This window comes from Aeromonas sp. S15(2024) (genome assembly GCF_041402265.1).
Taxonomy (GTDB): domain Bacteria; phylum Pseudomonadota; class Gammaproteobacteria; order Enterobacterales; family Aeromonadaceae; genus Aeromonas; species Aeromonas dhakensis.
In genome coordinates this window covers 242,753-269,545 of sequence record NZ_JBGLQY010000005.1, presented here as the reverse complement: position 1 = coordinate 269,545, position 26,793 = coordinate 242,753, and the positions used below count along the sequence as shown (strand labels likewise).

Below are 26,793 nucleotides of genomic sequence, written 5' to 3'. Positions count from 1 at the left end.
CTGATTACCTGATTACCTGATTACCTGATTACCTGATTACCTGATTACCTGATTACCTGATTACCTGATTACCTGATTACCTGATTACCTGATTACCTGATTACCTGATTACCTGATTATATCCACAAGCTGTCTTGACTATTATTTTTTGGGTATTTTTAGAGTCATCTAAAATATATCAAAAACATTATCATGTTGTGTTTTTGTTAATTGATGTTAAGTGGGTAAATATATCTGATTTAAAGTTATTTAGTAGGTGTTTGCTATATAAGCATTATTTATTTCATGGTGTTCGATAATGTCTCTGTGTGCTCATAACTCGTTGTTTTACATGTGTTTATAAATGAATTTATAAAAATCAAAATGTATTTGATGTGCATCATATGAGTCGTTAATTTGTTCATCAAGCAAAAGCGGAACACGGCTTTCTGTACAGACGACAAGGATGTATGTAGTTGTGCAGTTGAGGTATAGCGGGAACTGCTCCTTGGCGGTGAGCTGCTTTTGCTTATTTAGATAAACCATAAAGGCACAGTAAGTTATTGGTGTTGCCTCTCACCGGCTTAATGAGAGGGCAGTCGCCGGCATGCTGTGCAGTATATCGCGGCATCACTGAAGATCGTGACTCCAGCATGATTGGAGTGATGCAGTACAACACACGTTAATGTAGGTATAAACGAATGAAAGCTAATAAAATTCTGGTTGCTATGGGTGTTGGTTCCATGCTGCTGTGCGGCTCCGCTTTTGCTGCCGGTGGCGCTGGTTCAGGTAAAGTCACCTTCAACGGTGAAATCATCAACGCTCCTTGCTCCGTTGCCCCTGAGTCTGTTGACCAGGTAGTTGAAATGGGTCAGATCAGCACCAAAGAGCTGGCCAACGGCGGCGAGTCCAACTCCAAGCCGTTCAGCATCAAGCTGCTGAACTGTGAAATCTCCGACAAGGAAGATGCCGTCAAGGTAACCTTCAGCGGTGCCAAAGACCCGGTAGATTCCAGCCTGCTGGTTATCGGTGGTGGTGACGCTGCTGGTGCCGGTATCAAGATGACCGCTCCGGGTGGTGCCGCTATCGTACTGGGTACCCCGACTGCCGCCTTCGGCCTGGTCAACGGTGACAACGAGCTGCCCTTCAGTGCCGTGCTGAAAGGTTATGCCGATCAGACCGCCAACCCGCTGAAAGCCGGCGCTTTCACTGCAGTGACCAACTTTACTCTCTCCTACGAGTAATCGACTGCCTTAACGTGTGACCAGGGTTGTGGTGGCTGATGCCACCACAACTTCACACCTTCTGTCTCCTCACATCGAACCTTGCTCATGAAAACTTCAATGATGGCAGCCATGGTGCTGCAACTGGTGATGATGGCGGGATCAGTCCACGCCAACGAGATTTCGGATGGGCTGGCCGAGTCGGGCTGTACGCTGGACGTGCAGCGCAGTATTCCTTTGCAGGCCAGGCAACCGGGCACGTTGAAAATCAGCGGCTGTCAGGTTGAAGGAGCAGCAGAGGCATCACTGCCTTTTATTTCCATGTCCGTGCGCGGTGCCATGAGCGATGAGCTTGGCATTCTCAACAACGGCCAATATCACAAGGTGTCCGGCGAGAGCTTTATTATTTCGGATATCGTCAACAGTGATCTGGAATTCAATTTTGGTCTGACCAGCAGTCAACTGTTTTTTCCGGACAGTACGACGCTGTTTGAACTCAATTATATGTAAGCAAGCCAATTGCTTAGTGTAGATACCTCATTACGTGAGACCGTTATGCAATTCCTAGAGTAAATATATGAGCGTTTCAACATCAGACTCTGTGAGAAAAAAACATTATTCCAAAATGGCTTTTATGCTGTGCGTGCCCGGCCTGATGGCGGTGGCGAATCATGCATGGGCAGAGACGGAGTTTAATATTGATGCGCTCGATCTGGACGAACGGACCAAGATCGACCTCTCCCAGTTTGCCGACGAAGGCTACATCCTGCCCGGCGACTACTACCTCGAGATCGAGGTCAACAAGAACAAGCTGCCCCTGCAGAAAATCCCCTTCTACGAGACCGACACCGGCAAGGGGAAGGGCGGGGTGGCCTGCCTGCCGCAAGAGGTGATCCCCAAGCTGGCGCTGACCGACGAGGCCATCGCCAAGATCGACAGCTGGCACGACGGTCAGTGTGCCAACCTGCTGGCGCTGGACGGCGTGGTGATCGCCAACGACATCGGCAACGGCCTGCTGCGCATCGCCGTGCCCCAGGCGTGGATGAAATACAGCGATCCCAACTGGATTCCGCCCGAGCAGTGGGATGAGGGGATCCCGGGGATGATGCTGGACTACAACATCAACGCCCAGATCAACGAGGGCGATGGCTACTCCAACCGCAACATCAGCAGCTACGGCACCCTGGGGTTCAACTACGGTGCCTGGCGCCTGCGCGGCGACTATCAGGCCAATGCCTACTGGGGCGACAACGATCGGACCACTTCCGAGCTGAACCGCATCTACGCCTATCGTCCGCTGCCGAACATGGCCGCCAAGCTGACGGTGGGCGAGCAGCAGCTCAACTCCCAGCTGATCGACGGCTTCCGCTATACCGGCGTCAACCTGGCCAACGATGAGCGCATGCTGCCGCCGAGCCTGCAGGGCTATGCGCCGGAAGTGAGCGGCATCGCCAAGACCAATGCCAAGGTGACCATCTCCCAGTCCGGTCGCGTCCTCTATGAAACCAACGTACCGGCCGGTCCGTTTCGCATCCAGGGGCTGGACAGCTCGGTGCGCGGTCGCCTCGATGTGCGGGTGGAAGAGCAGGATGGCAGCGTCAACTCGTTCCAGGTCGACACGGCGACCGTGCCCTATCTGACCCGTCCCGGCTATGTCAGATACAACCTGGCGGTCGGCGCCCCTTCCGAGCAGACGGACTCGGTGCACGACGTGCACGGCCCTGCCTTCGTCACCGGTGATTTCTCCTGGGGGGTGGCAAACTCCTGGTCACTCTATGGCGGCAGTCTGGTTGCGGGTGAATACAACTCCATGGGGCTGGGTATCGGTCGCGATCTCTATGCCTTCGGTGCCATTTCCGCCGACCTGACCCAATCCATTTCCAAGCTGCCCGGCCTGTCGACCAAGATTGGTCAGTCGGTGCGGGTGAACTACGCCAAGCAGTTCGATGAATACAACAGCTCGATCACCTTCGCCGGCTATCGCTTCTCCCAGCATGACTTCATGACCATGTCGCAGTTCCTCAATAACAAGGATCGGCTGGAGAAGAACGAGAACACCTCGAGCGATGACTACAACAACTGGGGTGACAAGGAGCTCTACACCATCACCGCCAACAAGACCTTCTGGGCGGATGATGCGGCCAAGGCGCTGACTGTCTACCTGGACTACACCCACAGAACCTATTGGGAACATGACGCCGAGGATCGCTACGGCCTCACCATCAACAAGAACGTGAACATCGGCAGCTTCAAGGATGTCTCCGTCTATGTGTCGGCCTACAAGACCAAGACCGAGAACTACGAGGATGACAAGAGCGTCATGCTGACCCTGAGCATGCCGATCGGGGACAGAAAGAGCGCGGGATACAGCGTGCAGTCCTCCAACGGCAAGGTGACCCACCTGGCCACCTATCAGGACTACAGCCGGCCGGATGACACCTATCAGCTGGGGGCGGGCGTGCAGAGCAATGGCCACGCCGTGGCGCGGGGTTACTACAACCACAACAGCGACATCGGGGCGGTCAGCCTCAATGCCTACAGCGTGCAGAGCGAGTACACCTCGGTCGGTGCCAGCCTGCGCGGCGGCCTGACGGCGACCGAGCACGGGGCGGCCCTGCATCAGGCGACCCGTCGTGGCGGCACCCGCATGATGGTGGATACCGACAAGACCTCCGGCGTCTCCTTCAACAACGGCCGCGCCGTGACCAACCGCTTTGGCGTCGCGGTGATCAGCGACATGACCGACTATCGCAAGAGCGACACCCGGGTCGACGTGGATCAGCTGAGCGACGACATCGATGCGATGAACGCCATCAAGCAGGGGACCCTGACCGAGGGGGCAATTGGGTATAATGCCTTCGAAATCGCCGAAGGATTCAAGCTGCTGGCCAACGTCAAGCTGTCCGATGGCTCAGTGCCGCCGTTTGGTGCCACCGTCGTCAGGGATTCCGGCCGGGTGCTCTCGGTGGTGGATGAAGATGGCCTGGTCTATCTGACCGGGGTGAAACCTAATGAAGCGTTTGAACTCTCCTGGGGCGGCGCCCGCCAGTGCAAGATAGTGGCACCGCAACAAGTAACCGATCTGTCGATGAAGACTCTCACTTGCAAGTAATGGGATACCGATGAAAAAGCTGCTCTCTTATACCTGTCTGGCCGTGCTGGGCATGACCTCGCTCAACGTCAGCGCTGCCATCGTGCTGGACCGTACTCGCGCCGTCTATCCGGGTGGTGCCAAGTCCATCAGCCTCAACATCAAGAACGAGAACCAGAAGCTGCCCTATCTGGCGCAGTCCTGGATTGAAGATGCCCAGGGGCAGAAGATCTCTTCACCCTTCGTGGTGCTGCCGCCGGTACAGCGGGTGGATGCCAACCAGAAGTCCATCGTGCGGATCGCCAGCGTGCCGGCCATCGACAGCCTGCCCAAGGATCGCGAGTCGATCTACTACTTCAACCTGCGCGAGATCCCGCCCAAGAGCGAGAAGAGCAACGTGATGCAGATTGCCGTGCAGTCCAAGATCAAGCTGTTCTACCGCCCCGAGGCCATTTTGCCCGAGCGCGGCGCCATCTGGCAGGATCAGGTGCTGATCACCAAGCAGGGCAAGGCCCTGCAGGTGAACAACCCCACCCCTTACTACATCACCTACGTGGGCCTCGGCCATCCGCAGGGCAAGGGGAGAACCGCCATCAAGGGCTTCTCCGCCTTTATGGTGGCACCCAAGTCCGAGCAGACGGTCAACATCCCAGAAGCGCTGGGCAATGAATTTGTGATCAGCTACGTCAATGACTACGGCGGATATATGGATATCAAATACCAGTGCGCAGGCAATGCCTGTAAAGCCGTGAAGAGCGAGTAAGGCCTATGCTACGTTCCATCTTCTGTTCAAGCCTTATGCTGTTTGCAGGAACGGCATTGGCAAATGGCTATGTGACGCCCAACCCAACCCATGATTACTATATATCGTTGGATAAGGCTGATATTCAAAACAAACCTGGTTTTACTACCAAGGCGTTTGAGTGGAACTTGGGGGGGCAATATTCGGGTATCGTTACCTGCCCGGATAGAAGCATTCCACAATCTCCAGTGTACTATAAGGCGACCATGACGGATGGCTTGCCTCAAGCCGGTGACGGTTTTGTAAAACTAAATGACTTTCTGGATATGAAGGTCGAAATTTGGATAGCCGGTTGGAAGAAAAAATTTGTTACGGCCCCATTTCCGAATGAGAGTAATGATTACCCAAATTACTCTTGTACTAAGGGAAAAGAGACAAGAATAAATAATTTCGAAAGTGGTAGTCGTGGGCGAGTAACCTTCCGTGTAAGAAAACAAATAATTAATGGTGTGCAAATATCGGATCGTCAAGTCGTAGAGATGTATGGCCGCTTAGGATCTACTACTACAGATTTCAATAATTTGCCAATGTCTCGAATTACGATTACATCTGCAATTTTATATGTGCCGGAAGAATGCGTGATTAACGGTGGGCAGACTATTGAAGTGGAATTTGGTGATTTGCCAGGCTCGGGATTGGATGGGAATAATTTTGAAAAGACGGTCCCTCTGACATTTCAATGTCGCGGTGGTGTTTTCGAAGGGGATGCCTTGAAGATCAATCTTGGTATTTCTGGAAAACCAACCTCTTTCAACCAAGACTATCTGCGGACAACTCGGGATGGCTATCAGGGTGGAAATGTCATTTCCGATTTGGGCATAAAGTTCAAGCAGCTGGATGGTTCTCAGCTGAATTTGAATACATTTTATCCGGTTTCCATGCAAGGAAACATTGGTGACTGGGGCTTTATTGCCGCGCCGATAACACCGGTAGGCGCTGATATTCCTGCGGGTGACTTTTACGCCACCGCCACCATAGTTGCCGAATTTCAGTGAGGAATTGTCATATGTTGCGGACATTGTGGATAGGCCTGGCGCTGTGCCCGCTGTTGGCGGTAACGGCAGCTCCCCGTGCCAGCAATGATCTGGAGTTGCTTGGCAACACGGTCCACCTCCATGGCCGGATCATCGATCAGCCGTGCGAGATTGCTCCCGAATCCATCGAGCAGGAGGTCGAGATGGGGGTGGTCGACGTGAAGGAGCTCTATGCCAACGGGGCCGGGGTCCAGGTGCCTTTCTCCATCCGGCTGACCAACTGCAAGCCGGGGATCTTTCGCATGGCCAAGGTGACCTTTACCGGCTCGCAGGATCCCCAGCTCAGCGGCGGGCTGGCGTTTACCGCCGGGATGGCCAAGGGCGCCGGGATCCGCCTCTATGACGTGACCCAGTCACCGCTGGATCTGGGCACCCCCTCCCGCGGTTATCTGCTGGGCGGTGCGGCAGACAATGAGCTGCAGTTCTTTGCCCGGGTGGAAGCGCATCCGGACGCGCTGGCTGCCAAGACCATCCAGCCCGGGGATTATTCCGCCGTGGCCAACTTTATCGTTGCCTATGAATAAGGTCAGAAGTCATTGCGCTGAATGACCTTTGAATTACCCAGACTGGGCCAGTTGATGACGCCGCCCAGATAACTGGAGAGGTAAATGCCCCCCGGCAACTGCACAAACTGTGCTTTCTGTTTAGGGGGGGTCAAGGCGGCCACCAGGGTTGCCACCATGCCGTTATTGGTCAGTGCCTTTTGATCGATGTAATTGACGATGGTATTTTTTACCTCTACCGAAATATCGCCATCATCCCGCTCCAGATCCCCGACGGAATCCAGATTGAACAGCGTCTGACCCTGGCTGTCGGTAGCTATAATGGTTGCCACGACTATTTCACGGCTCAGTGTAACAATGAACTTGTTCTTTCTGGTCAGCTCAACCCAGTTGTCCGGCGCCTGGCAATTGCTGTGATATCGAACTGTGGTGTCGGTATTGTTGTAATAGTTATGGGAAACATTCTTTCCCTGCTGAGCCATGGTGGAAATAACGCATTGCACCTCTTCGGCAAGCGGATGACCATTGCGCAATAAAAAGACATTTTCTGACAGCTGGCGACTGTTGTTGTCGATGGAAAAATAGCTGATGGCTTCTTTGCCTACCAGCAGGGATACCTGTTCATCATCCTTGCGCGAAATTTTCTGGACCAACGGTGAGAGCGCATCGATCTTTACCTTCAATGCTTGCTCGGTATCACTGGTCATATAAAGAGAAACATGGCCAAGATTGATGGTGCGCAGAGTATTGGCCGTTGCATAGTGATATATGCTGATGACCAGCGCGGTCAGCGATGCCAGCAAGAGTGCAACCAGCAAAATACGCTGTGGGCTGAAATAGCGATCATATTTACGGCGGGTATATTGCCGTCTGACCTGGGGCACATTGGCGGTTGCGACCGTCTGAATTTCTTCATTCGGCACTGCCTCCTCGGTCTCTCCGGCCACTTCAATGGGGGCGCAGAAGATATATCCCACCCGCGGGATAGTATCGATCGCATCCATCAAACCGAATGATTCCAGCTTTCGTCTCAACGAGAGGATCTGCCGGTTCAGGTTGGTGTCGGTATTGTCCTGGTTCGGCCACAAGGCATCCTGCAGCTTGCTTCTGGCAATGACAGTACCTGCCTCATCACACAGCATCTCGAGCAGCTCGGCTTCCTTGTTGCTGAGCTTGATGTCCTTGTCTCCTTTCGAGAGTCGGAATATTGCAGCGGAGAAAAAGATATCCTCTGCAATTTTATAATTTTTGTTACTCATGTGTGACTCGTCTTACTGCCAAGGAGAGCATTTTACCACCATGCAGTCTTTGTTCAAATAATGGGAAATTAGCAATATCTTTAACTATCAACTAGTTACCTTTGCGTTTAAATGCATGGCGGGGAATATGGTACTACAGGCGGCTCGTTCAGTTCAAAAAACACGCAAAAAGAGGGTCGTGTATGTAATCGTTCTCACTTCCCCCTGCCTGTGAGGGGCATTTTGACGCCCCCAGCATTTTCTTTCGAATAAAGTGTGTATTTGGATGGCTCCACCATGTCTGAAATTGTCGCATGGCTGATCATTGTTCCTGCAGCATGCGTTGATATTGCCTGCGCTGCGGCTTGAGTTGCCCCCCGAGATCGGGCCAGGGATGCCACTGGTCCGGCACCATGAAGCCGGGCAGGGTCTGCCGGATCCAGGTCGCCAGCTCGGTATAAGGTAGTGGCTCGCCATGCCAGTCGATAAAAGCTGCCGGCCTCTGCCCCCACTCGTCGCTCGGTACCGGCACCACCAGTGCCTGTGCCACGGCGGGGTGGTCTACCAGCCGCTGCTCTATGGTTTCGGGCTGGATGTTCTCGCCACCCGAGATGAAGAGGTTGTCGAGCCGCCCTTCCACCACCAGTTCGCCATCCGCGGTGAAATGCCCCTTGTCGCGGGTGTGGAACCAGCCGTCCTCATCGAGCGGCCGCGCCAGCCCCCCTTCCTTGAAATAGCCAGCAAACAGCGTCTCGCCGCGCACGCAGATCTCCCCCTGGCGGATGCAGACCTCCCGCCCCGGCAGCGCCTTGCCCACCACGCCGGCGGCGGCCGGCCTGCCGGTGCAGACCTGGCTGCCCATCTCGGAGAGGCCGTAACTCACCTTGGGCACCAGCCCCATGGCGGTGAGCCTGTGCACCAGCGGCTGGGGGATGGCGGCGCCGCCGAGCAGCAGCTCGCGCAATCGGGTGCGAGCGGGATCGAAGCCCTGCGCCAGCAGTCGCCAGAGCTGGGTCGGCACCAGGGATAGATGGGTGATGGGTTGCTGCTCGAGCCGCTCCCTGAGCGGGCGGCTGCGATCGTCCAGCACCAGGGCTGCGCCCGCCAGAAAGACCCGAAACAGGATGGCGTAGCCGCCGACATGAAACAGCGGCAGGGAGAGCAGCCAGCCGCACTCGGCATCGAGCGGGATCTGGCTGGTGGAGCCTCGCGCCGAGGCCAGGTGGTTGGCCAGCCGGTGCACCACCGCCTTGGGCGTGCCGCTGGAACCCGAGGTGAGGATCATGTTGTTGAGGCAGGCAGGATCCAGCATGCAGTCGCCTTCGTCCGCCGCCAGCTCACGGGTGAAGTCGAGCCGTAGCGGTTGCCAGCTGCCGGCCGGGATCTCGCTCGCCGACCAGCAGGCCCTGACGTCGAGCAGGGTCGCGAGCTCCGTTTGCCGGGTCAGCGGAAAGGCGGGGTTGAGCGGGCAGAAGACGATGGCGCTGCGCACGCAGGCCCAGGTCAGCAGCACATCTTCCAGCGCACCGCGTACCACGGCGGCGAGGCGATCTCCCGGTTGCAGGCCGGCCATGGCCAGCTGCTGGCACAGGCTGTTGAGCCTGGCGTCCAGTTGCCGGTAGGTGAGCGGGACTGCGGCGTGAATGGCGATACGAGCGGGAGCGGATCGCGCCCAGTGACGTACCGGGCAGGATTCGGGATGGGAGTGATGGTCAGACAAGGGTGGCATGCAGGCCCCTTCAATCGTGGTGAAACAGGGGCTCCAGCAGGCTTGGATCGGGTTTGCCGGCGGCGTCCAGCAGATCGGCGGCCAGCCAGCGCCGGGTATCCAGGCCGGGGGCCTGTTCCGGCGCCCATTCGCCGGCCAGATGGAACAGCTGGTTCAGACCGACGCCGGATTCGAAACAGGAAGAGACGATGACTTTGAGACGCAGCTCGTGGGCCCGGGCCACCAGCGCCTCGCAATGGGCCAGCGAGCCGAGCAGGGTCGGCTTGAGCACTAGAGCGCGCAGCTGGGGAATAGGCTCCCACGGCTTGCCCTGGGCCAGCAGCTCGTCGATGGCCACCGGCATGCTGGTGCGATTGGCCACGAAGGCGATGTCGGCAAAGTCGGCGCAGGGGTCTTCCAGATATTCGATCCGGTTTGGATCCAGATGACCGCAGAAGGCCCAGGCCTCCTCGCGGGTCCAGCCTTGGTTGGCGTCCAGCACCAGCTTGAGGGTGGGAATGCGGTCGCACAGCAGGCGGATCAGCGCCAGCTCGTCGCGCATGGGGTAACGGGCCACCTTCAGCTTGGCCTTGTTCGGGGTCTTGTGCAGCCAGTTCTTCCAGTTTTTCAGCAGCTCCTGGGGGGAGCCCTGAATAAGGGGGTAGGGTTCGGGCAGAGGGGCTGTCTGGGCAGGCCAGCAGCGGCGGGCACAGTCCAGTCCGAATTGCACCGAAGGGAGCTGCGGGGCGATATCTTGCCCCGCAGCCAGCCGTTCCAGACAGACGATGGTCTCGGCTTGCGCCTCGGCCAGGCTCTCGCGGGAGAAGCCTGGCAGGGGGGCTATCTCCCCCCAGCCGTCGTCAACGCGAACCAGCAGGCCCTCTCGCGCCACCTCCACCTTGCCGTGAAAGGTCAGGGGCTGGGTAAAAGGCAGTTGGTAGCGATAGAGAGCGAGTGTCATCAGGGATTCCGCTTGTATTTGGAGAAGTCGGGACGGCGTTTCTCGTTGAACGCGTTGCGCCCTTCCTGACCCTCTTCGGTCATGTAGAACAGCATGGTGGCATTCCCCGCCAGCTCCTGCAAGCCGGCCTGGCCGTCGCAGTCGGCGTTGAGGGCGGCCTTCAGGCAGCGCAGCGCCATCGGGCTGTTCTGCAGCATCTCGCGGCACCAGCGCACGGTTTCACGCTCCAGCTCCGCCAGCGGCACGACGGTATTGACCAGCCCCATGTCGAGGGCTTGCTTGGCATCGTACATGCGGCAGAGGAACCAGATCTCGCGGGCCTTCTTCTGGCCGACGATGCGCGCCATGTAGGAGGCACCCCAGCCGCCGTCGAAGGAGCCCACTTTCGGGCCGGTCTGGCCAAACTGGGCGTTGTCGGCGGCGATGGTCAGGTCGCACATCATGTGCAGCACGTGGCCGCCGCCGACCGCGTAGCCAGCCACCATGGCAACGACCGGTTTCGGGCAGGTGCGGATGTCGCGCTGGAAGTCGAGCACGTTGAGGTGATGGGTGCCCTCGTCATCGCGGTAACCACCGTAGTCGCCACGGATCTTCTGGTCGCCACCGGCGCAGAAGGCTTTTTCACCGAAGCCGGTCAGGATGATGGTGCCGACCTGATCGTCGTAGCGAGCATCGGCCAGCGCCTGCAGCATCTCTTTGACGGTGCGGGGGCGGAAGGCGTTGCGCACCTGGGGGCGGTTGATGGTGATCTTGGCAATGCCATCGCCGGACTTGTGATAGAGGATGTCCTCGTAACCGGCGGAGCAATCACGCCACTCGACGGGGGCATAGAGTTCCGCTTCAGTCATTGCTTCAATCATGACGCTTCTCTTCTTGTTGTTGGTTGACCCACTCCGCGAGGAGCCGGGCAAAGGCCTCAGGCTGGTGGGCATGCAGGTTGTGGCCGCCATCCAGCTCCAAGTGGTTGATTTTGCTCTGCTGACTCGCCATGAGGCAAGCCAGCTGATGGAATTTGTGATCCCGCTTGCCGCTCACCCAGGTGACCGGCAGCGTGCCTTGCGCCAGCCAGGGGGCCAGGTTCGGCTGCTTGCCAAGGGAGGTGGCGCGCAGCATGGCGGCCACGGCCTGGCCGTCGTTGCCAAGGCGGCGGGCTATCTGGCGGGCGCGGGCAGCATCGTCCAGATCGGCGAACACCCCCTGCCGATACCAGTCCGCCAGCACGCTGGCCAGGGGCTCCTGCTCGAAGCGCCGGGCCCAGCTTTCGTCGTGGGCGAGGCGAGCCGGCCGCTCTGTCGGTGGCAGGCCGGGGTGGCAGTTTTCCAGCAGCAGGGCCTGCAGCCCAACCGGCGACTGGCTGGCGTGATAGAGGGCGAGTCGCCCGCCCAGCGAATAGCCCGCCAACCGGTAGTGGTCGATGCCGCGCGCGGCCAGCTCGTCGCAGAGCCAGCGGTGAGCCTCGTCAAAACCGCTCACCCGCACAGCCTGGTTGCTGCCGTGACCCGGCAGATCCAGCGCCAGGCTGGGGAGGTCGGCCAGGGCTGCCTGCACGGGCTGCCAGTCGTTGGCATCGCCGAGCAGGCCGTGCAGCAGCACCAGCGTCGGCTGGTCGGCACTAGCTGCCACGGATCGCGCTTCCCAGTGCCTTCAGATCCTCGGCGACTTCGCTGCTGGGGACCTTGATTTCAATCAGCGTTACCCCCTTTTCCAGCGCGGCGGCGTAGTCCCGCTCAAAGTCGGCGAGGGTAGTCGGCGCCTGGTAGTGGAGGCCGAACATGGCGGCGGCGTGTTCGAAGTACAGGCCGTGGGGCAGGCAGTAGTAGGTCTCCAGCAGCGTGTCCTGGGTCGGCACCGGCAGCATGCGAAAGATGCTGCCGCCGTCGTTGTTGAGCAGGATCACCACCAGCGGCCGGCTCGACTTGCCAAGCAGGGCCAGGCTGTTGAGATCGTGCAGGGCGCTGAGATCGCCGAGCAGCAGGGTGGTGGGCTCGTCGCTGCCTGGCTCGATCGATTGTGCGAAGCCGTAGGCGGTGGCGATGAGGCCGTCGATGCCGGAGGCGCCGCGGTTGGTCATCACCCGGCTGGGGCCCTTGCCCGCCTCGCCGAGCATGTCCATCAGCCGGGCCGGCATGCTGTTGCCAACGAACAGCTGGCCCCTGATCAGCTGGTTCAGACGGTGGCACACCCCGAGTTCGGAGAAGCGCTCGCAGGCGCTGCGCACCTGTTGGCTGACGGACTGCTGGCGCTCCGCCAACCGGTGCCAGGGCAGGTGTGGGTGCGCCACCGGATGGGCGGCGGCAAAGGCGCCGGGGTCGCACAGCAGGCGGCGGCGCAGCCGGTAGTCCGGGTCGAGTCGGGCCGGCTGCGGATCCACCAGCCAGTAATCCTGCCAGGAGTGCTGCTTGATGAACTGGCCGAGCCGCTTGGAGATGAGGCGGGCACCAAATTGCAGGAGTACCTCGGCGCGGGCCAGTTCGGCTACGAAGCCGCTGTGTTGCAGGGCGAGATCCCCGTGCACCAGGTTGCGACCATCGAAGCGCAGCTGGCTCTGCAGATCGGCCAGCAGGGGCCAGCCGAGCCGCTCGGCCAGGGCGGCGACTGCCTTGGCCTGGGCGGGATCCTGAATGCGGCCGGCGATGATGAGGCCGCGCTTGCCCTGCAGCTCGTCCCAGTCGGGTTGACGGGGGCAGGGGGCCTGCGCCAGTTGCCAGGGACTCCAGGGCTCGGACGAGTGACGCCAGTCGCCGAGGGGGGCCAGATAGGCGGAGAAATCCAGGTACTCATCCCCCGGATAGAGGGGTTCGGGGTACATGCAGTTGAAGTGCACCGGCCCCGGCGTGCGCGCCTGCTGGGCCAGCGCCTGATCCACCGAGCTCAGCACGAAGGCGGCCGGGATGGTGGCGGTGGGGCTCGGCAGGTTCTGCTGATAGACGGGGTAGCGGCCGAAGATCCCCTGCTGGTCGATGGCCTGGTTGGCCCCGTTGTCGATGAGCTCGGGCGGCCGGTCGGCCGAGAGAATGATGAGCGGCACGCCGGTGAGCTGGGCCTCGGCCACCGCCGGCCAGAGATTGGCCACCGCGGTGCCCGAGGTCATGATCACCGCCACCGGGCGCCCGCTGCCCTTGGCCAGCCCCAGCGCCATGAAGCCGAGGCCGCGCTCGTCAAAGTGCAGATGGCGGCGAAAGCCGGGGTGCGCGGCGGCAGCCATGGTGAGCGGTGCCGAGCGGGAGCCGGAGGCCAGCGCGATATCGCGCACGCCGAGGCGAAAGAGCTCCTCCAGCAAGAGGGAAGACCAGACGTGGTTGAAGGTGGCATGGTGACTGGCGAACGCTTGGCTGGCAGACATGAGGCTCTCGTGGTGAGGAGTCGATGAGAAACGCTATCCCAGCAGGGAGAGCACATTGGCGATCTTGTTGTCGAGTTCGGCCCACTCGGCGGCAGGCTCGGATCCCGCGACGATACCGGCGCCGGCAAACAGGGTGATGGCCTGCGCCGTGATGCGGGCGCTGCGGATGGCGACCGAGAACTCGGAGGTCTCCCGGCTCAGCATGCCGCAGGCGCCGGCATACCAGCCGCGATCATAGGGCTCGCGTTCGCGGATGAAGGCCAACGCCGCCTCGCGCGGAGCGCCACCCACCGCCGGGGTGGGGTGCAGTGCCTCTAGCAGTTGCCAGTCGCAGACGCCGGGCTTGAGTTCGGCCTCGATGTCGCACTTGAGGTGCTGCAGCAGCCGCAGTTTGAGAATGCGCGGCTCGGTCAGGCTGGCATCAGTGGTGAGCGGCGCCAGCCGGCTGAGGATATCGGCGTGCACCAGCCGGTTTTCCAGCCGGTTCTTGCTGTCGGCCAGCAGCTCGGCGGCCAGCGCCGCGTCGGTCGCCTCGTCGCCGGAGCGGCGGATGGTGCCCGCCAGCGCCTCGGTGAAGAGGTGCTGCTGTTCGCGGCGATAGAGCCGCTCGGGGGAGCAGGCGATGAAGCTCTGCTCGGGGGAAAACTGGAAGCCGAAGTGAAAGCAGTCCTGGCCGTGCTGTGCCCAGCGGGCCAGCAGCGACCAGGGGACGACGGCCTGCGGCTCGGTGGCATTCGTCGCACCCTCATGGGTGAGCCGGCTCTGGCGCGACAGCACCACCTTGGGGGTGTGGGCCTGGAAGTCGGGGGCGGTCACCTGCTCGACCAGCGTCTGCCACTGGGGCTGGCTCGGACAATCTTCCCGCTGCCACGGGTGGCGGGCCAGCGGGGGCAGGGGCGACTCCGGCTGGAGGGCGTCGAGGGCGGCGGCGGCGGCCTGCAGTTCGGCCTCGAAGGCGTCGCCACCGGTCTGCTCCGGCAGCCAGAGGTTGAGGCAGAGGGTGATGCACTCGCCACGGTGCACCAGCTCGATGCGGGGCAGCACGAAACGGCAGGGGCCGAACCCCTGCCAGCCGGGCTGGGTCGGGTCGAATGCCAGTCCGCCATAGTAGCGGGGGCTGTCATCATGGGGCTGGCTGGTGTGCTCGCAGACCTGGCGGATCGCCCTGGGCTCGGTCAGCTCGCGCAGGCAGCCCAGTGCCACGTATTCGGGTTTGTCCTGTCCTCTGGCATGCCAATAGATGCGGGGATAGAGAGTCTGCGCCGCCAGCCAGCCCAGAAAGGAGCGAACCTCGATCGCGACGCGCAGTCGCACGAAGCCGCTGGCATTGCCATGACGCAGGGCGTCCAGTTGTTGCTTGATATGGGTCTGAGCCAACATGGATTTCGTCTATGAGCCGATAGTGACGGTCCATCCTGCAGAAGGATGCCGTTGGTTTATGCCAAAGGAGCGATTATTCCTATATATTATCTGCCCATTCGTCCATGTAAATCGCCCGGGGAGCCAACTCCCGAGGGGCCAAGTATACCGAAATCCGGTTCGATAACCCTTAACACGATCAATATCTGATTGTTTGGCCATCACAATATGACAAATACCTTATCTATTTGGTTGCTGGCGGCGCGTTTGCGAACGTTGCCGCTGGCGTGCTCCTCCATTTTGCTGGGATCCGGGCTGGCGGCCAGCCGCGGCGCCTTCGACGGCACCATCATGGCGCTCTCCCTGCTGACCGCCATTTTGCTGCAGATCCTCTCCAATCTGGCCAATGACTATGGGGATGCGGTATCCGGGGCGGACAATGGCGAGCGGATCGGCCCCCAGCGCGCCGTGGTCTCCGGCCTCATCACCCGCAAGCAGATGTGCGTGGCCATGGCGCTGACCGCGCTGGCCGCCGTGGTCAGCGGCCTCGCCCTGCTGGGCTGCGCCTTCGGCGATCAGTGGTTGCAGATCCTCACCTTCGTGCTGCTGGGCGGTGCCGCCATCGTGGCCGCCGTCACCTACACGGTGGGCAAGACCCCCTACGGCTATCGCGGCTTCGGCGACATCTCGGTGTTCCTCTTCTTCGGTCTGCTGGGGGTACTCGGCTCCTACTACCTGTTCACCAAGACCCTGCAGTGGGATCTGCTGCTGCCGGCCACCGCCTGCGGCCTGCTGGCGACCGCCGTGCTCAACATCAACAATGTGCGCGACATCGAGACCGACGCCGCCAGCGGCAAGATCACCCTAGCGGTGCGGCTCGGCCGCAACCGGGCCATCGCCTATCACTGGGTGCTGCTGGGAGCGGCGCTGCTGGCGACCATCGCCTTCATCCTGACCCAGCCTGCCAGCTTCTGGCCCTGGATCTTCCTGCCTGCCATGAAGCCGCTCACCGATGCCGCCAGAACCCTGCGCCAGAGCTTCGACGGTGAGGTGCTGACCGGTTCGCTCAAGAAGACCGCCATCAGCGCCTTCCTCTACAGCCTGCTGCTCTCCATCGGGCTGGCGCTATCCTGACGACCTTGTCTGGCAATGAAGAAAGGCTCCCGCAGGGGAGCCTTTTTGCTGGTTGGGGTATGCTGTCCGGCCATTCACTCATCGGCCAGGAGGGCCGCCATGCGCGACTCGCTCAAGCAGAAAATCATCCAGGTGTGCCAGCAGAAGATTGCCCAGAAGGGGGAGACGGTCGGCGTCTCCTTCTATGCGTTTTTTGCCAACCGCAATGACGACCCCGAGCTGCTGATGGAGGCGGCGACCTGGTGGATCCAGACCCAGCGCCTCGATCACTTCGAGAAGGCGAGGAAGATCCTCCAGCTGGTGGAGCAGGAGTAAAGACGGGTTGAAAACCAGCGGGCTCCCATTCGGGAGCCCGCTTGTTGGTGCGTCAGGTTGAGGTAACGCTAGCTGGCCCGTGCCAGCTTGGGAGCCCGACGGCGGGCGAAGAGCAGGCTGTCCAGCAGCCAGATCACCAGCATGGAGCCGCCCACCAGCGGGAAGCAGATGCCGAGCAGGATCAGCAGGGCAAGGGCGCCGCGCATGGGGGGCAGGGTGGTCGGCAGCGGCGGGGCGGCGAGGCGGCCCTGCGGACGACGGCTCCACCAGATCCAGAGCCCGCTCACCGAGCTCAGCAGCACCAGCAGGCAGATGAGCAGCATGGCGAGCTGATGCGGCCAGCCGTAGAGTTTGCCCATGTGCAGCATGACGCCGGTTTCCACCGTCTTGGCGACCGGGCCGTAGTCCTGCCAGCGCACGTCGGCCAATACCTTGCCACTGTATTGATCGATGTGCAGGGTGGCGTCGTTGCGCGGATCATCGGCAAAGATGGCGATGGTGTAGACACCGCTCGCCCCGGCCGGCGGCGTGATGCTGTAGCCCGGCGTGACCCGGCGTGCGGCGGCGATCTCCACCACCTGCTGCAGCGGGATGCGGTGCTCCGCCATCACCATGCCGTCATGCTCGCCACCGTGTCCCATGGCGCTGTGGTCGTGGGCCTTGGGCTCGGCCGAGCTGGGGATGGGGGTGTTTTCCACCGCCCAGGGCACGGTCTGCTGGTGGGCATGGTTGAGGCTGCGGGCCAGGGGCGCCGACTTGGGCACCTCGTTCCACATGGCGGCCGGGAAGCGGTTCCAGACGGCGGCAAACTGATCGCCCCAGAAACCGGTCCAGGTCATGCCGCTCAAGAGCAGCAGCAGCAGGAAACCGGCACCCCAGAAGCCGACCACGGCGTGCAGGTCACGCCACCAGAGCCGCCCACGCTGGCTCCAGCGCGGCCACAGGATGCCGCCAACCCCTGGCCCCTTGCGTGGCCACCAGAGATAGAGCCCGCTCAGGAGCAGCACTATGCCCCAGCCGGCGGCCAGCTCGATCAGCCTATCTCCGGTGGTGCCTAGCAGCAGATCGGCGTGCAGGGAGCGCGCCACCGCCTGCAGATTCCACTTGTTGTCCATGGTGCCGAGCAGGGCGCCGCTGGCGGGATCGAGGAACAGGGTCAGCTCGCTGCCCCCCTGGCGGACGATGAACTGGGCGCTGGCCTCCGGGCCTGTGGGGGGCAGGTATTTGCTCAGGCTGGCGTCCGGCATGGCCGCCATCGCCTTTACCAGCAGCTGGTCGGCGCTGAGCGGTTGGCTGACGGAGGCGACCTTCATCAGCTCGGGATACATGAGGTTGTCGAGCTGGGGCTTGAACAGATAGACGATCCCGGTCAGCGAGAGCAGGATCAGGAAGGGGGCGACGAAGAGACCCGCATAGAAGTGCCAGCGCCAGATGCGCTGATAGTGGTTCGCGTCCCGATTTTTCATCTCTGTTCCTTGCGCCTTGGGTTAACGTTTCAGTTGGTGGAATGTTGGTGGCGGCGCGGATGATAACAGCAACGTTTTATTAACTGCAACAGAACATGAGGGCTGTCCGTGGAGGTAGCCGAGTGCATGCCGAACCGGTTTGCCGCCGGTCAGAAGGTGACGCAAACCCCTCTAGGCGAACCTTGTCAAAATGGACTTTTGGCAGAGAGATCATTACCTTGTTGCAACATAAGAGAGTGCTTGCACGGCGAAGAATCCAGGGAAGGAGGCAGACGTGAAGTTGCGACCCCACGGCCATTTCGAGATGCAGCGACAGGGCCAGGTGCTGATCTGCCGGCCGAGCGGCCCCTTCAATCTGGCGGGGGCCATGGCCTATGAGGCGCAGTTCAGCCAGCAGATCGCCAGCCTGAGTGCCGGGCCCTGGGGCATAGTCGAGGTGGCGACCGAATTCGAGGCGGCAGGGCCCGAGGTGCTTGCCCGTTTTCGCCGTCAGTTCGAATGGTGCGCCAACAACGGCTGCGCCTTTCTGGCGGTGGTGCTGGCGGGCAGTTTCAAGCAGTATCTGGCGGATCAGGTGTTCAGCGGCTTGCCGTTTCAGGGGATCCGTTACTTCGAGCAGACCGACGAGGCGCTGCACTGGCTGGAGCAGCAACTGGCCGGGCTCAATCCAGTCTGATAAACCACTTGTCCCGCTCGTCGATACAGTCCGGCTCACCCATCTCGAATTCACGGCAGATCAGGGGGCGCACCTCATGGATGCGGCACATCATCGCGGTGAGTGCGATCGAGGGGCGGCTCAATCCAGCCTGATAAACCACTTGTCCCGCTCGTCGATACAGTCCGGCTCACCCATTTCAAACTCACGGCAGATCAGGGGGCGCACCTCGTAGATGCGGCACATCATGGTGTTGCGATCGAGGGGCGGCTCAATCGAGCTTGATAAACCACTTGTCCCGTTCGTCGATACAGTCCGGCTCACCCATCTCGAACTCACGACAGATCAGGGGGCGTACCTCATGGATGCGGCACATCATGGTGTTGCGATCGAGGGGCGGCTCAATCGAGCTTGATAAACCACTTGTCCCGTTCGTCGATACAGTCGGGCTCGCCCATTTCAAATTCACGGCATATCAGGGGACGGACTTCGTAGATGCGGCACATCATGGTGTTGCGATCGAGCGCCGCGCACCAGCCATCTTCCAGCCGGTGCATCACCGGCACTTCACCTTCCCGCTCTTCCACATAGCGATCCGGCACGCCGGTATCGGTAAACAGCATCACTTCGAGGCGGCAGCAGCAGGCCTCGCAGTTCTGGCAGCTCACATCTGGGGTCGTCATGGCACCTGCCTTGTTCTCATGGGCACGGATAAATATGAAACAGGCGCCGCTGGGGCGCCTGTGGTCTGAACCTTAGCCCAGTTTGCGGGCACGGTAGCTGCGACCCTTGATCTTGCCTTCCTGCAGTCGCTTGAGCGCCGCCTTGGCTACGCCCTGCTTGACTGCCACGTAGGAGTACTGCTCGGCGATCTGGATCTTGCCAACATCGGCCCCGGCAATGCCGCCTTCGCCGGTCAGGGCGCCCAAGATGTCACCGGCGCGCACCTTGCTCTTGCGGCCCGCATCGATGGAGAGGGTCACCATCTGCGGGGCTATGGGTTTGATGGCGCGGCTGATGGCATCGAGATCCCCCAGCGGCAGCGGGGCCTGCTGGTACTCCTCGATGATGTTGACGCGCTGGGCCTCGTTCGGCTGATAGAGGCTCAGGGCCAGGCCCTGCTGGCCGGCGCGGCCGGTCCGACCGATGCGGTGCACGTGCACCTCGGGGTCGTAGGTGAGCTCGTAGTTGATGACGGCGCCCAGCTCCTTGATATCCAGCCCGCGGGCCGCCACGTCGGTGGCCACCAGTATGGTGGCGCTGCCGTTGGCGAAGCGCACCAGCACCTGATCCCGCTCGCGCTGCTCCAGATCGCCGTTCAGCGCCAGGGCCGAGAAGCCCTTGGCGGCCAGGTGATCGGCCACGTCGTTGCAGGCCCGCTTGGTGTTGCAGAACACCACGCAGGAGCCCGGCTGATAGTGGCTGAGCAGCCAGCCGAGGGCCTCGAGGCGCTGACCGGCCGGCACTTCATACAGCTTCTGCTCGATGGCGCTCTCCTCGTGCAGGGACTCCACGCTCACCTCCACCGGGTTGCGCTGCACGCCACGGCTCATCTGGGCGATCCCCTCCGGATAGGTGGCGGAGAAGAGCAGGGTCTGGCGATCCCGCGGGGCGTGGCTGATGACCCGGTTGATGTCTTCGCCAAAGCCCATGTCCAGCATGCGATCCGCTTCGTCCAGCACCAGCGTCTTGAGGCTGTCGAGCGCCAGGGTGCCCTGCTCCAGGTGCTTGAGGATCCGGCCCGGGGTGCCGACGGCGATGTGGGCACCGAAGCTCAGGGTGGCCGATTGCGGTGCGGTCGGGGTGCCGCCGCACAGGGTCACCAGCTTGACGTTGGGTAGGGTACGGGCGAGACGACGGATCTCGGTGGCAACCTGATCCGCCAGCTCGCGAGTCGGGCAGAGCACCAGCGCCTGTACCTCGAGCCGGTTGACGTCAAGGCGGGAGAGCAGGCCGAGGCCGAAGGCCGCAGTCTTGCCGCTGCCGGTTTTTGCCTTGGCGATCAAGTCTTTGCCGTCGAGTACCAGGGGCAGGCTCTGGGCCTGGATCGGGGTCATCTGCAGATAACCCAGGCTGGCGAGGTTCTCGAGCAGGGCGGGGGAGAGGTTCAGGCTGCTAAATTCGTTGTTCACAAAAGGACTCTATATGGGAGAAAACGGGCTGCGCCGGGCGCAAGGGCGCGCATTGTACCAGAATCCGCCGTTGGATGTGCTGCAAATTTGAGCGACTGCTTCTGTTCGTGACTGTCAGCCCGGTGGCAAGGGGCCGGCTCATCGACTGCCCCCTGGCAATCCGGAGCAGCGGTTCGCGGTCGCGGAAATATGTATTTGGCACTGTCTACATTCATCGCAAATAAGATAAACGTTTTTCATCCTGCCTTGATTAAATAAATTTGTCGTAAATTTGTTCTGACCACTTCTGCGCGGCCTTGCGAGTATTAAGTGAATGTAATTAAGCTGTGAAAACAGGACTTTACAAATACCTGATTTATTTTTAAGTGATTGTTTATATTGTGTTTTGTTATTTATTGAACAATGATTGGATGCTTGTGTGAGCGTTTAATTAATTTAAAAACGTTTGTATTATCCAACATGCATATTTTTACCGCAGATTGTGATGGCTATCTGAATTTTTAAATATGCAAATGTCTATGATGGCGCCGGTCAAAAATTACAATTCACTCAGGTGCTACAGGTATGGAATACGTTCACTTTGTGCTCGGACTCGTCATGGTCCTCGCTCTGGCGTTGCTGGCAAACCGCCGCAACTGGAAACTGATCAAGCCGCGCTATATCGGCCAACTGCTGGTGGTCGAACTGGCGCTGGCCTGGTTCATGCTGAACTCCGAAGTGGGTCTGGCGGTAGTGGGTGGCTTTGCCGCCGGCTTCACCAAGCTGATGGAGTTTGCCAAGCAGGGGACCGACTTCGTGTTCGGCGGCCTGGTCAATGAAGGGGCCTTCTCCTTCTTCCTGATGGTGCTGATGCCCATCGTCTTCATCTCTGTGCTGATCGGCATCCTGCAGTACATCCGTCTGCTGCCGCTGGTGATCCGCGGCATCGGTACCGTGCTGGCCAAGATCAACGGCATGGGCAAGCTGGAATCCTTCAACGCCATCAGCTCCATGATCGTCGGCCAGTCCGAGAACTTCATCGCGCTCAAGAACATACTGCCGCACCTGAACGAGAAGCAGATGTACACCCTGGCCGCCACCGCCATGTCCACCGTCTCCATGTCCATCGTCGGTGCCTACATGCAGCTGATTGAGCCGCGCTACGTGGTCGCCGCCCTGGTGCTCAACATGTTCAGCACCTTCGTCGTGCTGTCGCTCATCAACCCCTATGAGCCGGACAATACCGTGACCGACGCCAAGGCGCTGTCCGAGGGTGACGAGCACCACACCCCGAAGAAAGAGAACTTCTTCGAGATGCTGGGCGAGTACATCATGGCCGGTTTCACCGTGGCGGTGATCGTGGGTGCCATGCTGGTGGGCTTCATCGCCCTGATCGCCCTCATCAACTACCTGTTCGAGATGGCGTTCGGCGTCAACTTCCAGCACGTCATGGGCTACATCTTCTACCCCATCGCCTGGATCCTGGGCATCCCGGGCAGTGAAGCGCTGCAGGCCGGTTCCATCATGGCGACCAAGCTGGTGACCAACGAATTCGTGGCCATGATGGATCTGGGCAAGATCGCGGCCCAGCTCTCTCCGCGCACCGTCGGCATCCTCTCCATCTTCATGGTGTCGTTCGCCAACTTTAGCTCCATCGGCATCATCGCCGGTGCGGTGAAGGCGCTGAACGAAGAGAAGGGCAACATGGTCTCCCGTTTCGGTCTGAAGCTGGTCTATGGCTCCACCCTGGTGAGCCTGCTCTCCGCCGTGATCGCCGGTGTGATGCTGTAAGTCATCCACCCGCCCTCACCACGACAAACCCCTGCCTCGGCAGGGGTTTGTTTTTTGGCGGCCGACTGCCTAGCCGGGCCAGTGGGCCCAGTAACCGGCGGCCAGCAGGGTGAGGGTGCAAAAGCTGGTCTCGAGGGCGCCGCCGCTTCTGAGTGGCCAGCCCGGCAGCCGGTAGCGGCGCTTGCTGGGCCAGAAGAGCGGGATGCCGGCCGGGGTGAGCCAGTCCCCCAGCAGGTGGCTGAGGTAGCCGATGATGAGGGCATCCTTGACCCCGACCGGCAGAGTATCGGGCGGCAACTGCTGGTTGAGCCCCCAGATGGCGACCGCCACCGCCAGCAGGCTGTGGGTGAAGCCGCGATGACCGAACAGGCGAGAGAGGGGTTTCGAGATCCAGGGCAGCCGCTGCCCCAATACCGACTTGGGGTGGTCGAGGTCGGGCAGCAGGGCGCTGGCCAGGGCGGCGGGCACGGTCTGCCACAGGCTGGTGTCGGCCAGGGCCGGCGTCAGCTGGAGTTTGTGGGCGATCAGGGTGCAGGTAACGGAAAACAGCAGGTGCCCTTGGGCGGTCATGATGGCTACGACATGGGAAAATGGCGGCGCATCTTACCAGTGTCGCGGGCCATTGCAGCAAAAAACCGGGGCCCGGCGGGCGGCCCGGTCATTAACTGCGCGGATCTTCCACCTTGGTGTCGGCGGGCACCCGTTTCTTGCCCAGCACCATGGCGCGTACCAGGTCGCTGCGGGTGAGGCGATCGGTCAGGATCACCACGGCCGCATGGACACCGACGGCGGCCATCAGGGTGTTGGCAAGGATGCCGTGCAGCTCCTCCAGCCAGTCCTCGCCCCAGAAGGCATCCCAGGTGGTGAGCCAGCCGGTGACCACGGTGCCGACCAGAGACAGCAGCAGCAGCCAGATCATCAGGGCGCCGACCGGGTTGTGGCCTAGGTAGTAGGGGTGATGCCCGCTGGCCAGCTGGCGCAGGTAGTAGCGCACCCGGGCCGGGGTCGGCCACCACTGGCCGAAGCGGGCGTAATGAGGGCCGATCAGTCCCCACAGCAGGCGGATGATGAGCAGGATGCCCACCGCGTAGCCGGCATACTTGTGCGGCTTGCTCCCCTCTTCCAGGATGAAGAAGTTAAGCAGGCAGAGGGTGACGGTGGCCCAGTGAAACACCCGGATGAGGGGATCCCAGACTTTCACTTCAGAGGTAGGGGTCATGGCAAGGCTCCAAGGCTGGGGCCGGCGCATTGCCGGCCCAACGCGGCGTTATTCGTCGATCTCTTCTTTCACTTTCTTCAGATCGGTCGGGTCGAAGTAGATCTCGACCTTGCGCTTATCCTTGTCCCAACCGTAAATCTCGTAGCAGTTGGTCTCGGTGACCTTGAACTTCTTGATGTCATAGCCCATCGCCTTGATCTTCTGCTGGGCGTCGGCTTCGCTCATCCACTTGCTCTTGTCGGCCTGGGTACATTGGGGATCGGCCAGGGCTGCGCCGCTCAACAGAGGGATCAGTAACAACAGGGGGGTCAGTTTCATTGCTTGCTCCTTGCGGGTGGTTGGGTCAACAGCCACAAGGTTAGTTCAGCTCCCTTAAGAAAGAATTAAGCGCAGAAGGGGATGAACGGGTCTCCCCGGCAGGGCGCCGGGGAGCGGGCTCAGCTCAGCTTGCCCCTGACCAGCCACTTGTCCAGCGCGTTGGCGAAGCGCTGCTTGTCGGCCGCGTTGAGGGGGGCCGGGCCACCGGTCTGGACCCCGGCCGAGCGCAGCTCTTCCATGAAGTTGCGCATGCCGAGCCGCGCCTTGATGGTCTCGCGGGTGTAGATCTCGCCGCGGGGATTGAGCGCCTCGCCGCCGGCATCGATCACCAGGGCGGCGAGGGGGATGTCGCCGGTGATCACCAGATCGCCAGGTTTGACCTGCTGGGCGATGACATGATCTGCCACATCGAAGCCCTTCTCCACCTGCTGGGTCTTGATGAAGGGGGAGGGGGGCACCCGCAGCCCCTGATTGGCCACCAGGGTCGTCACCACCTGGGCGCGGTGGGCGGCACGGTAGAGGATCTCCTTGACCGGAATGGGGCAGGCATCGGCATCAACCCAGATGGGCATGGCATGGTTTCCTGTGTCTGAAACGAGTGGCGCATCTTAGCACGGCCGGGGGCGGCCGGCTGCCCCGGGGCTGAGTCGGGTCCGGCTTTGGTGTAAGCTGGGCCGATGAACATGAGCGAGAAGGACGAGCAGATGGATCGGGTGCCCAGTGACGTGATTTATGGCCTGACCCTGGATGGCAGGGGGGGCATGCAGCCGCTGGCGGCGGGCAGCGAGATTCCGGCAGCGCAGCCGGGCTGGCTGCATCTGGACTATGGCAACCCGGAGGCGGCGCGCTGGCTGTTGCAGACGCCGCTGCTGGGTGAGGCGGCGCGCGAATCCCTGCTCGGCCAGAGCAATCGCCCCAAGCTGGTGCGGATGGGCGAGACTGTGCTGCTGATCCTGCGCGGCATCAACCACAACAAGGATCACAGGCCCGAAGAGATGGTGGCGCTGCGGATCTTCATCACGCCGGACCTCATCATCAGCAGTCGGCGGCGGCCGCTGCTGTCGGAAAAAGATGTCTTCGAACAGCTGAAGCAGGGGGGCGGCGCCGACACCCCGGCCGACTGGCTGGTGGAGATCTGCGACGCCCTGACCGATCGGGCCGGAGAGTTCGTCGAGGAGCTGCACGATCAGATCCTGGATCTGGAAGAGCAGGTGCTGATGCGCGACCTGCCCGCCAACGGTAGGCTGGCGCTGATCCGCAAGCAGCTTATCATGATCCGCCGCTACCTCTCGCCGCAGCGGGATCTGGTGGCGCGCCTCGCCAACGAGAAGATCAGCTGGCTGGACGAGGACGACCGGCGCCGCCTGCTCGACATCGCCGATCGGCTGCGGCGCTGGCTCGACGATCTGGATGCCGGGGTGGCGCGCACCGCCGTGCTGGCGGACGAGATCAACAACCTGATGGCGGAGGCGACCAACCGCCGCGCCTACCAGATGTCGGTGATGGCGCTGCTGTTTCTGCCCGCCAGCTTCCTGACCGGCCTGTTCGGCATCAACCTGGGAGGCATCCCCGGAGCCGAGAGCCCGACCGCCTTCTGGATCTTCTGCGGATCCCTGGTGGCGCTGGCCGCCGGGCTGGCGGTCTGGCTCAAACACAGACGCTGGTGGTAAGGAGCCGACATGACCACATGGGAATCTTTTGGCGTGACCCTGCTGCTGTTGCTGGGCCACACCCTCATTCGCGGCCTCATTCACAAGAGCCTGATGGCCCTCGGCCAGAGCCGGCAGGTGAGCGAGAACCGGGTGCTCTACGTGGAGCACGTGTTCCACTTCCTGCTCGGTTGCGCCACCCTGCTGATCCTGGCCGGGGTGTGGGGGCTCGACTTCTCGCGGCTGGTGGTGCTGGCCTCCTCCTTCTTCGCTGTGCTGGGGGTCGCCATGGTGGCGCAGTGGTCGATCCTCTCCAACATCACCGCCAGCATCACCATCTTCTTCGCCTTCCCCTACCGGATTGGCGATCGGATCCGGATCCTCGACAAGGATGACTCGGTCACCGGCGTCATCACCGAGATCGGCCTCTTCTACGTGCGGGTGCGCGATGACAACGGCGATCTGGTCACCTATCCGGCCAACCTGATCCTGCAAAAGCCGGTCAGACGGCTGGAGGGCAAGGGGGCTGAACCCCTGCAACCAGAATGAGAAAAGGCTCCCGTGGGAGCCTTTTTTGCGCCTGCCAGCTTCTCAGCGTTCGAAGAAGCGGTAGAGGTGCTCGATCTGGATCGGGCAGTCCGCCACCAGATGCACGTGCTGGCGGGCTTCTTCGACCGAGCCGAAGCTGAGGGGGCAACCCAGGGTGTCGGTCATCTCGTACAGTTTGCCGTCCTGTCCCCTGAACTCCACGATCCAGCCGGGCAGGATGGCATCCTGCAGGATCTCGGCTTCCTTGAAGGCTTGTTGCTGGTAGAGCAGACGAAGTTCATTGACTGTCATGACATCCTCCCGTGACGCTTGATGCCACTTCAAGTCTAGTGGTTGCGGCCGCCA

Annotated in this window: 28 protein-coding genes and 1 pseudogene; 12 read left to right on the top strand and 17 right to left on the bottom strand. The window is 61.0% G+C overall.

The features are described from left to right. The first annotated feature begins 680 nt into the window (after positions 1-680). The 6 genes from ACB033_RS13560 (at position 681) to ACB033_RS13535 (ending at position 6,653) form a co-directional block, all read left to right on the top strand. The gene (locus ACB033_RS13560; protein WP_336289495.1) at positions 681-1,223 is read left to right on the top strand and encodes a fimbrial protein; all 543 of its coding nucleotides are present in this window, start codon (positions 681-683) and stop codon (positions 1,221-1,223) included. Between the two features lie 99 nt (positions 1,224-1,322). Further along, positions 1,323-1,712, top strand: a complete 390-nt coding sequence (locus ACB033_RS13555) for a hypothetical protein (RefSeq protein ID WP_336289576.1) — start codon at positions 1,323-1,325, stop codon at positions 1,710-1,712. Positions 1,713-1,779: 67 nt separating this feature from the next. Next, a complete protein-coding gene (locus ACB033_RS13550; RefSeq protein WP_336289496.1) occupies positions 1,780-4,314 on the top strand; it encodes a fimbria/pilus outer membrane usher protein in 2,535 nt (844 codons plus the stop codon). A gap of 10 nt (positions 4,315-4,324) precedes the next feature. Continuing rightward, entirely contained in the window at positions 4,325-5,056 is a 732-nt protein-coding gene (locus tag ACB033_RS13545; RefSeq protein ID WP_005308356.1) for a molecular chaperone, read from the top strand. Between the two features lie 5 nt (positions 5,057-5,061). Then, a complete protein-coding gene (locus tag ACB033_RS13540) occupies positions 5,062-6,090 on the top strand; it encodes a fimbrial protein (RefSeq protein WP_005308359.1) in 1,029 nt (342 codons plus the stop codon). An 11-nt stretch (positions 6,091-6,101) separates the two neighbouring features. Continuing rightward, positions 6,102-6,653: a fimbrial protein gene (locus ACB033_RS13535; protein WP_017785834.1), complete on the top strand. Its 552-nt coding sequence runs from the start codon at positions 6,102-6,104 to the stop codon at positions 6,651-6,653. Positions 6,654-6,655: 2 nt separating this feature from the next. Here ACB033_RS13535 and ACB033_RS13530 read toward each other — a convergent pair whose 3' ends face one another. The 7 genes from ACB033_RS13530 to ACB033_RS13500 all read right to left on the bottom strand — a co-directional run bounded on the left by ACB033_RS13530 (position 6,656) and on the right by ACB033_RS13500 (position 15,262). After that, the gene (locus ACB033_RS13530; protein WP_017785833.1) at positions 6,656-7,891 is read right to left on the bottom strand and encodes a winged helix-turn-helix domain-containing protein; all 1,236 of its coding nucleotides are present in this window, start codon (positions 7,889-7,891) and stop codon (positions 6,656-6,658) included. 301 nt (positions 7,892-8,192) lie between these two features. After that, a complete protein-coding gene (locus ACB033_RS13525; protein ID WP_139726295.1) occupies positions 8,193-9,599 on the bottom strand; it encodes a 2-succinylbenzoate--CoA ligase in 1,407 nt (468 codons plus the stop codon). 10 nt (positions 9,600-9,609) lie between these two features. Further along, a complete protein-coding gene (menC, locus tag ACB033_RS13520; protein ID WP_139726296.1) occupies positions 9,610-10,539 on the bottom strand; it encodes an o-succinylbenzoate synthase in 930 nt (309 codons plus the stop codon). Continuing rightward, positions 10,539-11,399 carry a 1,4-dihydroxy-2-naphthoyl-CoA synthase gene (gene menB, locus ACB033_RS13515; protein ID WP_005308376.1) on the bottom strand — a complete coding sequence of 287 codons (861 nt, stop codon included), beginning with the start codon at positions 11,397-11,399 and terminating at the stop codon, positions 10,539-10,541. Before menB ends, menC begins: the two co-directional genes overlap by 1 nt. After that, positions 11,392-12,162 (bottom strand): 2-succinyl-6-hydroxy-2,4-cyclohexadiene-1-carboxylate synthase, encoded by a 771-nt coding sequence (gene menH, locus ACB033_RS13510; RefSeq protein ID WP_139726297.1) that lies wholly within the window; start codon positions 12,160-12,162, stop codon positions 11,392-11,394. Before menH ends, menB begins: the two co-directional genes overlap by 8 nt. After that, the gene (menD, locus tag ACB033_RS13505) at positions 12,152-13,882 is read right to left on the bottom strand and encodes a 2-succinyl-5-enolpyruvyl-6-hydroxy-3-cyclohexene-1-carboxylic-acid synthase (protein WP_371140558.1); all 1,731 of its coding nucleotides are present in this window, start codon (positions 13,880-13,882) and stop codon (positions 12,152-12,154) included. The genes menH and menD overlap by 11 nt, the downstream gene beginning before the upstream one ends. A gap of 33 nt (positions 13,883-13,915) precedes the next feature. Then, the gene (locus ACB033_RS13500) at positions 13,916-15,262 is read right to left on the bottom strand and encodes an isochorismate synthase MenF (RefSeq protein ID WP_371140557.1); all 1,347 of its coding nucleotides are present in this window, start codon (positions 15,260-15,262) and stop codon (positions 13,916-13,918) included. Between the two features lie 207 nt (positions 15,263-15,469). On the opposite strand from ACB033_RS13500, the gene ACB033_RS13495 reads away from it, so the two are divergent. Beyond that, a complete protein-coding gene (locus ACB033_RS13495) occupies positions 15,470-16,375 on the top strand; it encodes a 1,4-dihydroxy-2-naphthoate polyprenyltransferase (RefSeq protein ID WP_005308387.1) in 906 nt (301 codons plus the stop codon). A 99-nt stretch (positions 16,376-16,474) separates the two neighbouring features. After that, positions 16,475-16,690: a DUF6500 family protein gene (locus tag ACB033_RS13490; protein WP_010635255.1), complete on the top strand. Its 216-nt coding sequence runs from the start codon at positions 16,475-16,477 to the stop codon at positions 16,688-16,690. 68 nt (positions 16,691-16,758) lie between these two features. On the opposite strand, the gene ACB033_RS13485 is transcribed toward ACB033_RS13490, so the two are convergent. After that, on the bottom strand, positions 16,759-18,156 hold the full coding sequence (locus ACB033_RS13485; protein WP_371140556.1) for a PepSY-associated TM helix domain-containing protein: 1,398 nt from the start codon (positions 18,154-18,156) through the stop codon (positions 16,759-16,761). A gap of 274 nt (positions 18,157-18,430) precedes the next feature. Between ACB033_RS13485 and ACB033_RS13480 the strand changes: the two genes are divergently transcribed. After that, positions 18,431-18,832 (top strand): hypothetical protein, encoded by a 402-nt coding sequence (locus ACB033_RS13480; RefSeq protein ID WP_043169424.1) that lies wholly within the window; start codon positions 18,431-18,433, stop codon positions 18,830-18,832. Here the strand turns inward: ACB033_RS13480 and ACB033_RS13475 are convergent. From ACB033_RS13475 to dbpA, 4 genes and pseudogenes are all read right to left on the bottom strand, one after another. Continuing rightward, positions 18,819-18,956: a hypothetical protein gene (locus ACB033_RS13475; protein WP_155292443.1), complete on the bottom strand. Its 138-nt coding sequence runs from the start codon at positions 18,954-18,956 to the stop codon at positions 18,819-18,821. The two genes, ACB033_RS13480 and ACB033_RS13475, sit on opposite strands and share 14 nt — an antisense overlap. Then, positions 18,953-19,075: pseudogene (locus ACB033_RS13470) on the bottom strand (YkgJ family cysteine cluster protein); the annotation flags it as partial. The pseudogene ACB033_RS13470 and the gene ACB033_RS13475, both read right to left, overlap by 4 nt. Positions 19,076-19,212: 137 nt before the next feature. Next, on the bottom strand, positions 19,213-19,494 hold the full coding sequence (locus ACB033_RS13465; RefSeq protein ID WP_017783608.1) for a YkgJ family cysteine cluster protein: 282 nt from the start codon (positions 19,492-19,494) through the stop codon (positions 19,213-19,215). A gap of 72 nt (positions 19,495-19,566) precedes the next feature. Further along, on the bottom strand, positions 19,567-20,943 hold the full coding sequence (gene dbpA / locus ACB033_RS13460) for an ATP-dependent RNA helicase DbpA (RefSeq protein WP_043169422.1): 1,377 nt from the start codon (positions 20,941-20,943) through the stop codon (positions 19,567-19,569). Between the two features lie 564 nt (positions 20,944-21,507). On the opposite strand from dbpA, the gene ACB033_RS13455 reads away from it, so the two are divergent. Beyond that, positions 21,508-22,713 (top strand): NupC/NupG family nucleoside CNT transporter, encoded by a 1,206-nt coding sequence (locus tag ACB033_RS13455; RefSeq protein WP_005308404.1) that lies wholly within the window; start codon positions 21,508-21,510, stop codon positions 22,711-22,713. A gap of 69 nt (positions 22,714-22,782) precedes the next feature. Here the strand turns inward: ACB033_RS13455 and ACB033_RS13450 are convergent, their stop codons facing one another. From ACB033_RS13450 to ACB033_RS13435, 4 genes are all read right to left on the bottom strand, one after another. Beyond that, on the bottom strand, positions 22,783-23,283 hold the full coding sequence (locus tag ACB033_RS13450; protein WP_371140555.1) for a metal-dependent hydrolase: 501 nt from the start codon (positions 23,281-23,283) through the stop codon (positions 22,783-22,785). A 91-nt stretch (positions 23,284-23,374) separates the two neighbouring features. After that, entirely contained in the window at positions 23,375-23,932 is a 558-nt protein-coding gene (locus tag ACB033_RS13445) for a cytochrome b/b6 domain-containing protein (RefSeq protein WP_042008617.1), read from the bottom strand. Between the two features lie 48 nt (positions 23,933-23,980). Then, the gene (locus tag ACB033_RS13440) at positions 23,981-24,250 is read right to left on the bottom strand and encodes a PepSY domain-containing protein (RefSeq protein ID WP_126881037.1); all 270 of its coding nucleotides are present in this window, start codon (positions 24,248-24,250) and stop codon (positions 23,981-23,983) included. A gap of 119 nt (positions 24,251-24,369) precedes the next feature. After that, complete coding sequence (locus ACB033_RS13435; RefSeq protein WP_005308419.1) at positions 24,370-24,822, bottom strand: YaiI/YqxD family protein; 453 nt, start codon at positions 24,820-24,822, stop codon at positions 24,370-24,372. A 105-nt stretch (positions 24,823-24,927) separates the two neighbouring features. Here ACB033_RS13435 and zntB point away from each other — a divergent pair, with 105 nt between their 5' ends. Beyond that, positions 24,928-25,920, top strand: a complete 993-nt coding sequence (zntB, locus tag ACB033_RS13430) for a zinc transporter ZntB (protein ID WP_371140554.1) — start codon at positions 24,928-24,930, stop codon at positions 25,918-25,920. Positions 25,921-25,929: 9 nt separating this feature from the next. Beyond that, a complete protein-coding gene (locus ACB033_RS13425) occupies positions 25,930-26,448 on the top strand; it encodes a mechanosensitive ion channel domain-containing protein (protein WP_017780379.1) in 519 nt (172 codons plus the stop codon). 42 nt (positions 26,449-26,490) lie between these two features. On the opposite strand, the gene ACB033_RS13420 is transcribed toward ACB033_RS13425, so the two are convergent. After that, positions 26,491-26,739: a hypothetical protein gene (locus ACB033_RS13420; protein ID WP_005308429.1), complete on the bottom strand. Its 249-nt coding sequence runs from the start codon at positions 26,737-26,739 to the stop codon at positions 26,491-26,493. Between the last annotated feature and the right edge of the window lie 54 nt (positions 26,740-26,793).

Coding starts and splice junctions, on each gene's coding strand:
- ACB033_RS13530 (WP_017785833.1), bottom strand. CDS start 7,891: ATGAGTAACAAAAATTATAAAATTGCAGAGGATATCTTTTTCTCCGCT.
- menC (WP_139726296.1), bottom strand. CDS start 10,539: ATGACACTCGCTCTCTATCGCTACCAACTGCCTTTTACCCAGCCCCTG.
- ACB033_RS13440 (WP_126881037.1), bottom strand. CDS start 24,250: ATGAAACTGACCCCCCTGTTGTTACTGATCCCTCTGTTGAGCGGCGCA.
- ACB033_RS13450 (WP_371140555.1), bottom strand. CDS start 23,283: ATGACCGCCCAAGGGCACCTGCTGTTTTCCGTTACCTGCACCCTGATC.
- ACB033_RS13535 (WP_017785834.1), top strand. CDS start 6,102: ATGTTGCGGACATTGTGGATAGGCCTGGCGCTGTGCCCGCTGTTGGCG.
- ACB033_RS13540 (WP_005308359.1), top strand. CDS start 5,062: ATGCTACGTTCCATCTTCTGTTCAAGCCTTATGCTGTTTGCAGGAACG.
- ACB033_RS13455 (WP_005308404.1), top strand. CDS start 21,508: ATGGAATACGTTCACTTTGTGCTCGGACTCGTCATGGTCCTCGCTCTG.
- ACB033_RS13550 (WP_336289496.1), top strand. CDS start 1,780: ATGAGCGTTTCAACATCAGACTCTGTGAGAAAAAAACATTATTCCAAA.
- menB (WP_005308376.1), bottom strand. CDS start 11,399: ATGATTGAAGCAATGACTGAAGCGGAACTCTATGCCCCCGTCGAGTGG.
- ACB033_RS13490 (WP_010635255.1), top strand. CDS start 16,475: ATGCGCGACTCGCTCAAGCAGAAAATCATCCAGGTGTGCCAGCAGAAG.
- ACB033_RS13545 (WP_005308356.1), top strand. CDS start 4,325: ATGAAAAAGCTGCTCTCTTATACCTGTCTGGCCGTGCTGGGCATGACC.
- ACB033_RS13445 (WP_042008617.1), bottom strand. CDS start 23,932: ATGACCCCTACCTCTGAAGTGAAAGTCTGGGATCCCCTCATCCGGGTG.
- ACB033_RS13485 (WP_371140556.1), bottom strand. CDS start 18,156: ATGAAAAATCGGGACGCGAACCACTATCAGCGCATCTGGCGCTGGCAC.
- menD (WP_371140558.1), bottom strand. CDS start 13,882: ATGTCTGCCAGCCAAGCGTTCGCCAGTCACCATGCCACCTTCAACCAC.
- ACB033_RS13525 (WP_139726295.1), bottom strand. CDS start 9,599: ATGCCACCCTTGTCTGACCATCACTCCCATCCCGAATCCTGCCCGGTA.
- ACB033_RS13555 (WP_336289576.1), top strand. CDS start 1,323: ATGATGGCAGCCATGGTGCTGCAACTGGTGATGATGGCGGGATCAGTC.
- ACB033_RS13420 (WP_005308429.1), bottom strand. CDS start 26,739: ATGACAGTCAATGAACTTCGTCTGCTCTACCAGCAACAAGCCTTCAAG.
- ACB033_RS13425 (WP_017780379.1), top strand. CDS start 25,930: ATGACCACATGGGAATCTTTTGGCGTGACCCTGCTGCTGTTGCTGGGC.
- ACB033_RS13435 (WP_005308419.1), bottom strand. CDS start 24,822: ATGCCCATCTGGGTTGATGCCGATGCCTGCCCCATTCCGGTCAAGGAG.
- ACB033_RS13495 (WP_005308387.1), top strand. CDS start 15,470: ATGACAAATACCTTATCTATTTGGTTGCTGGCGGCGCGTTTGCGAACG.
- zntB (WP_371140554.1), top strand. CDS start 24,928: ATGAACATGAGCGAGAAGGACGAGCAGATGGATCGGGTGCCCAGTGAC.
- ACB033_RS13560 (WP_336289495.1), top strand. CDS start 681: ATGAAAGCTAATAAAATTCTGGTTGCTATGGGTGTTGGTTCCATGCTG.
- ACB033_RS13500 (WP_371140557.1), bottom strand. CDS start 15,262: ATGTTGGCTCAGACCCATATCAAGCAACAACTGGACGCCCTGCGTCAT.
- ACB033_RS13465 (WP_017783608.1), bottom strand. CDS start 19,494: ATGACGACCCCAGATGTGAGCTGCCAGAACTGCGAGGCCTGCTGCTGC.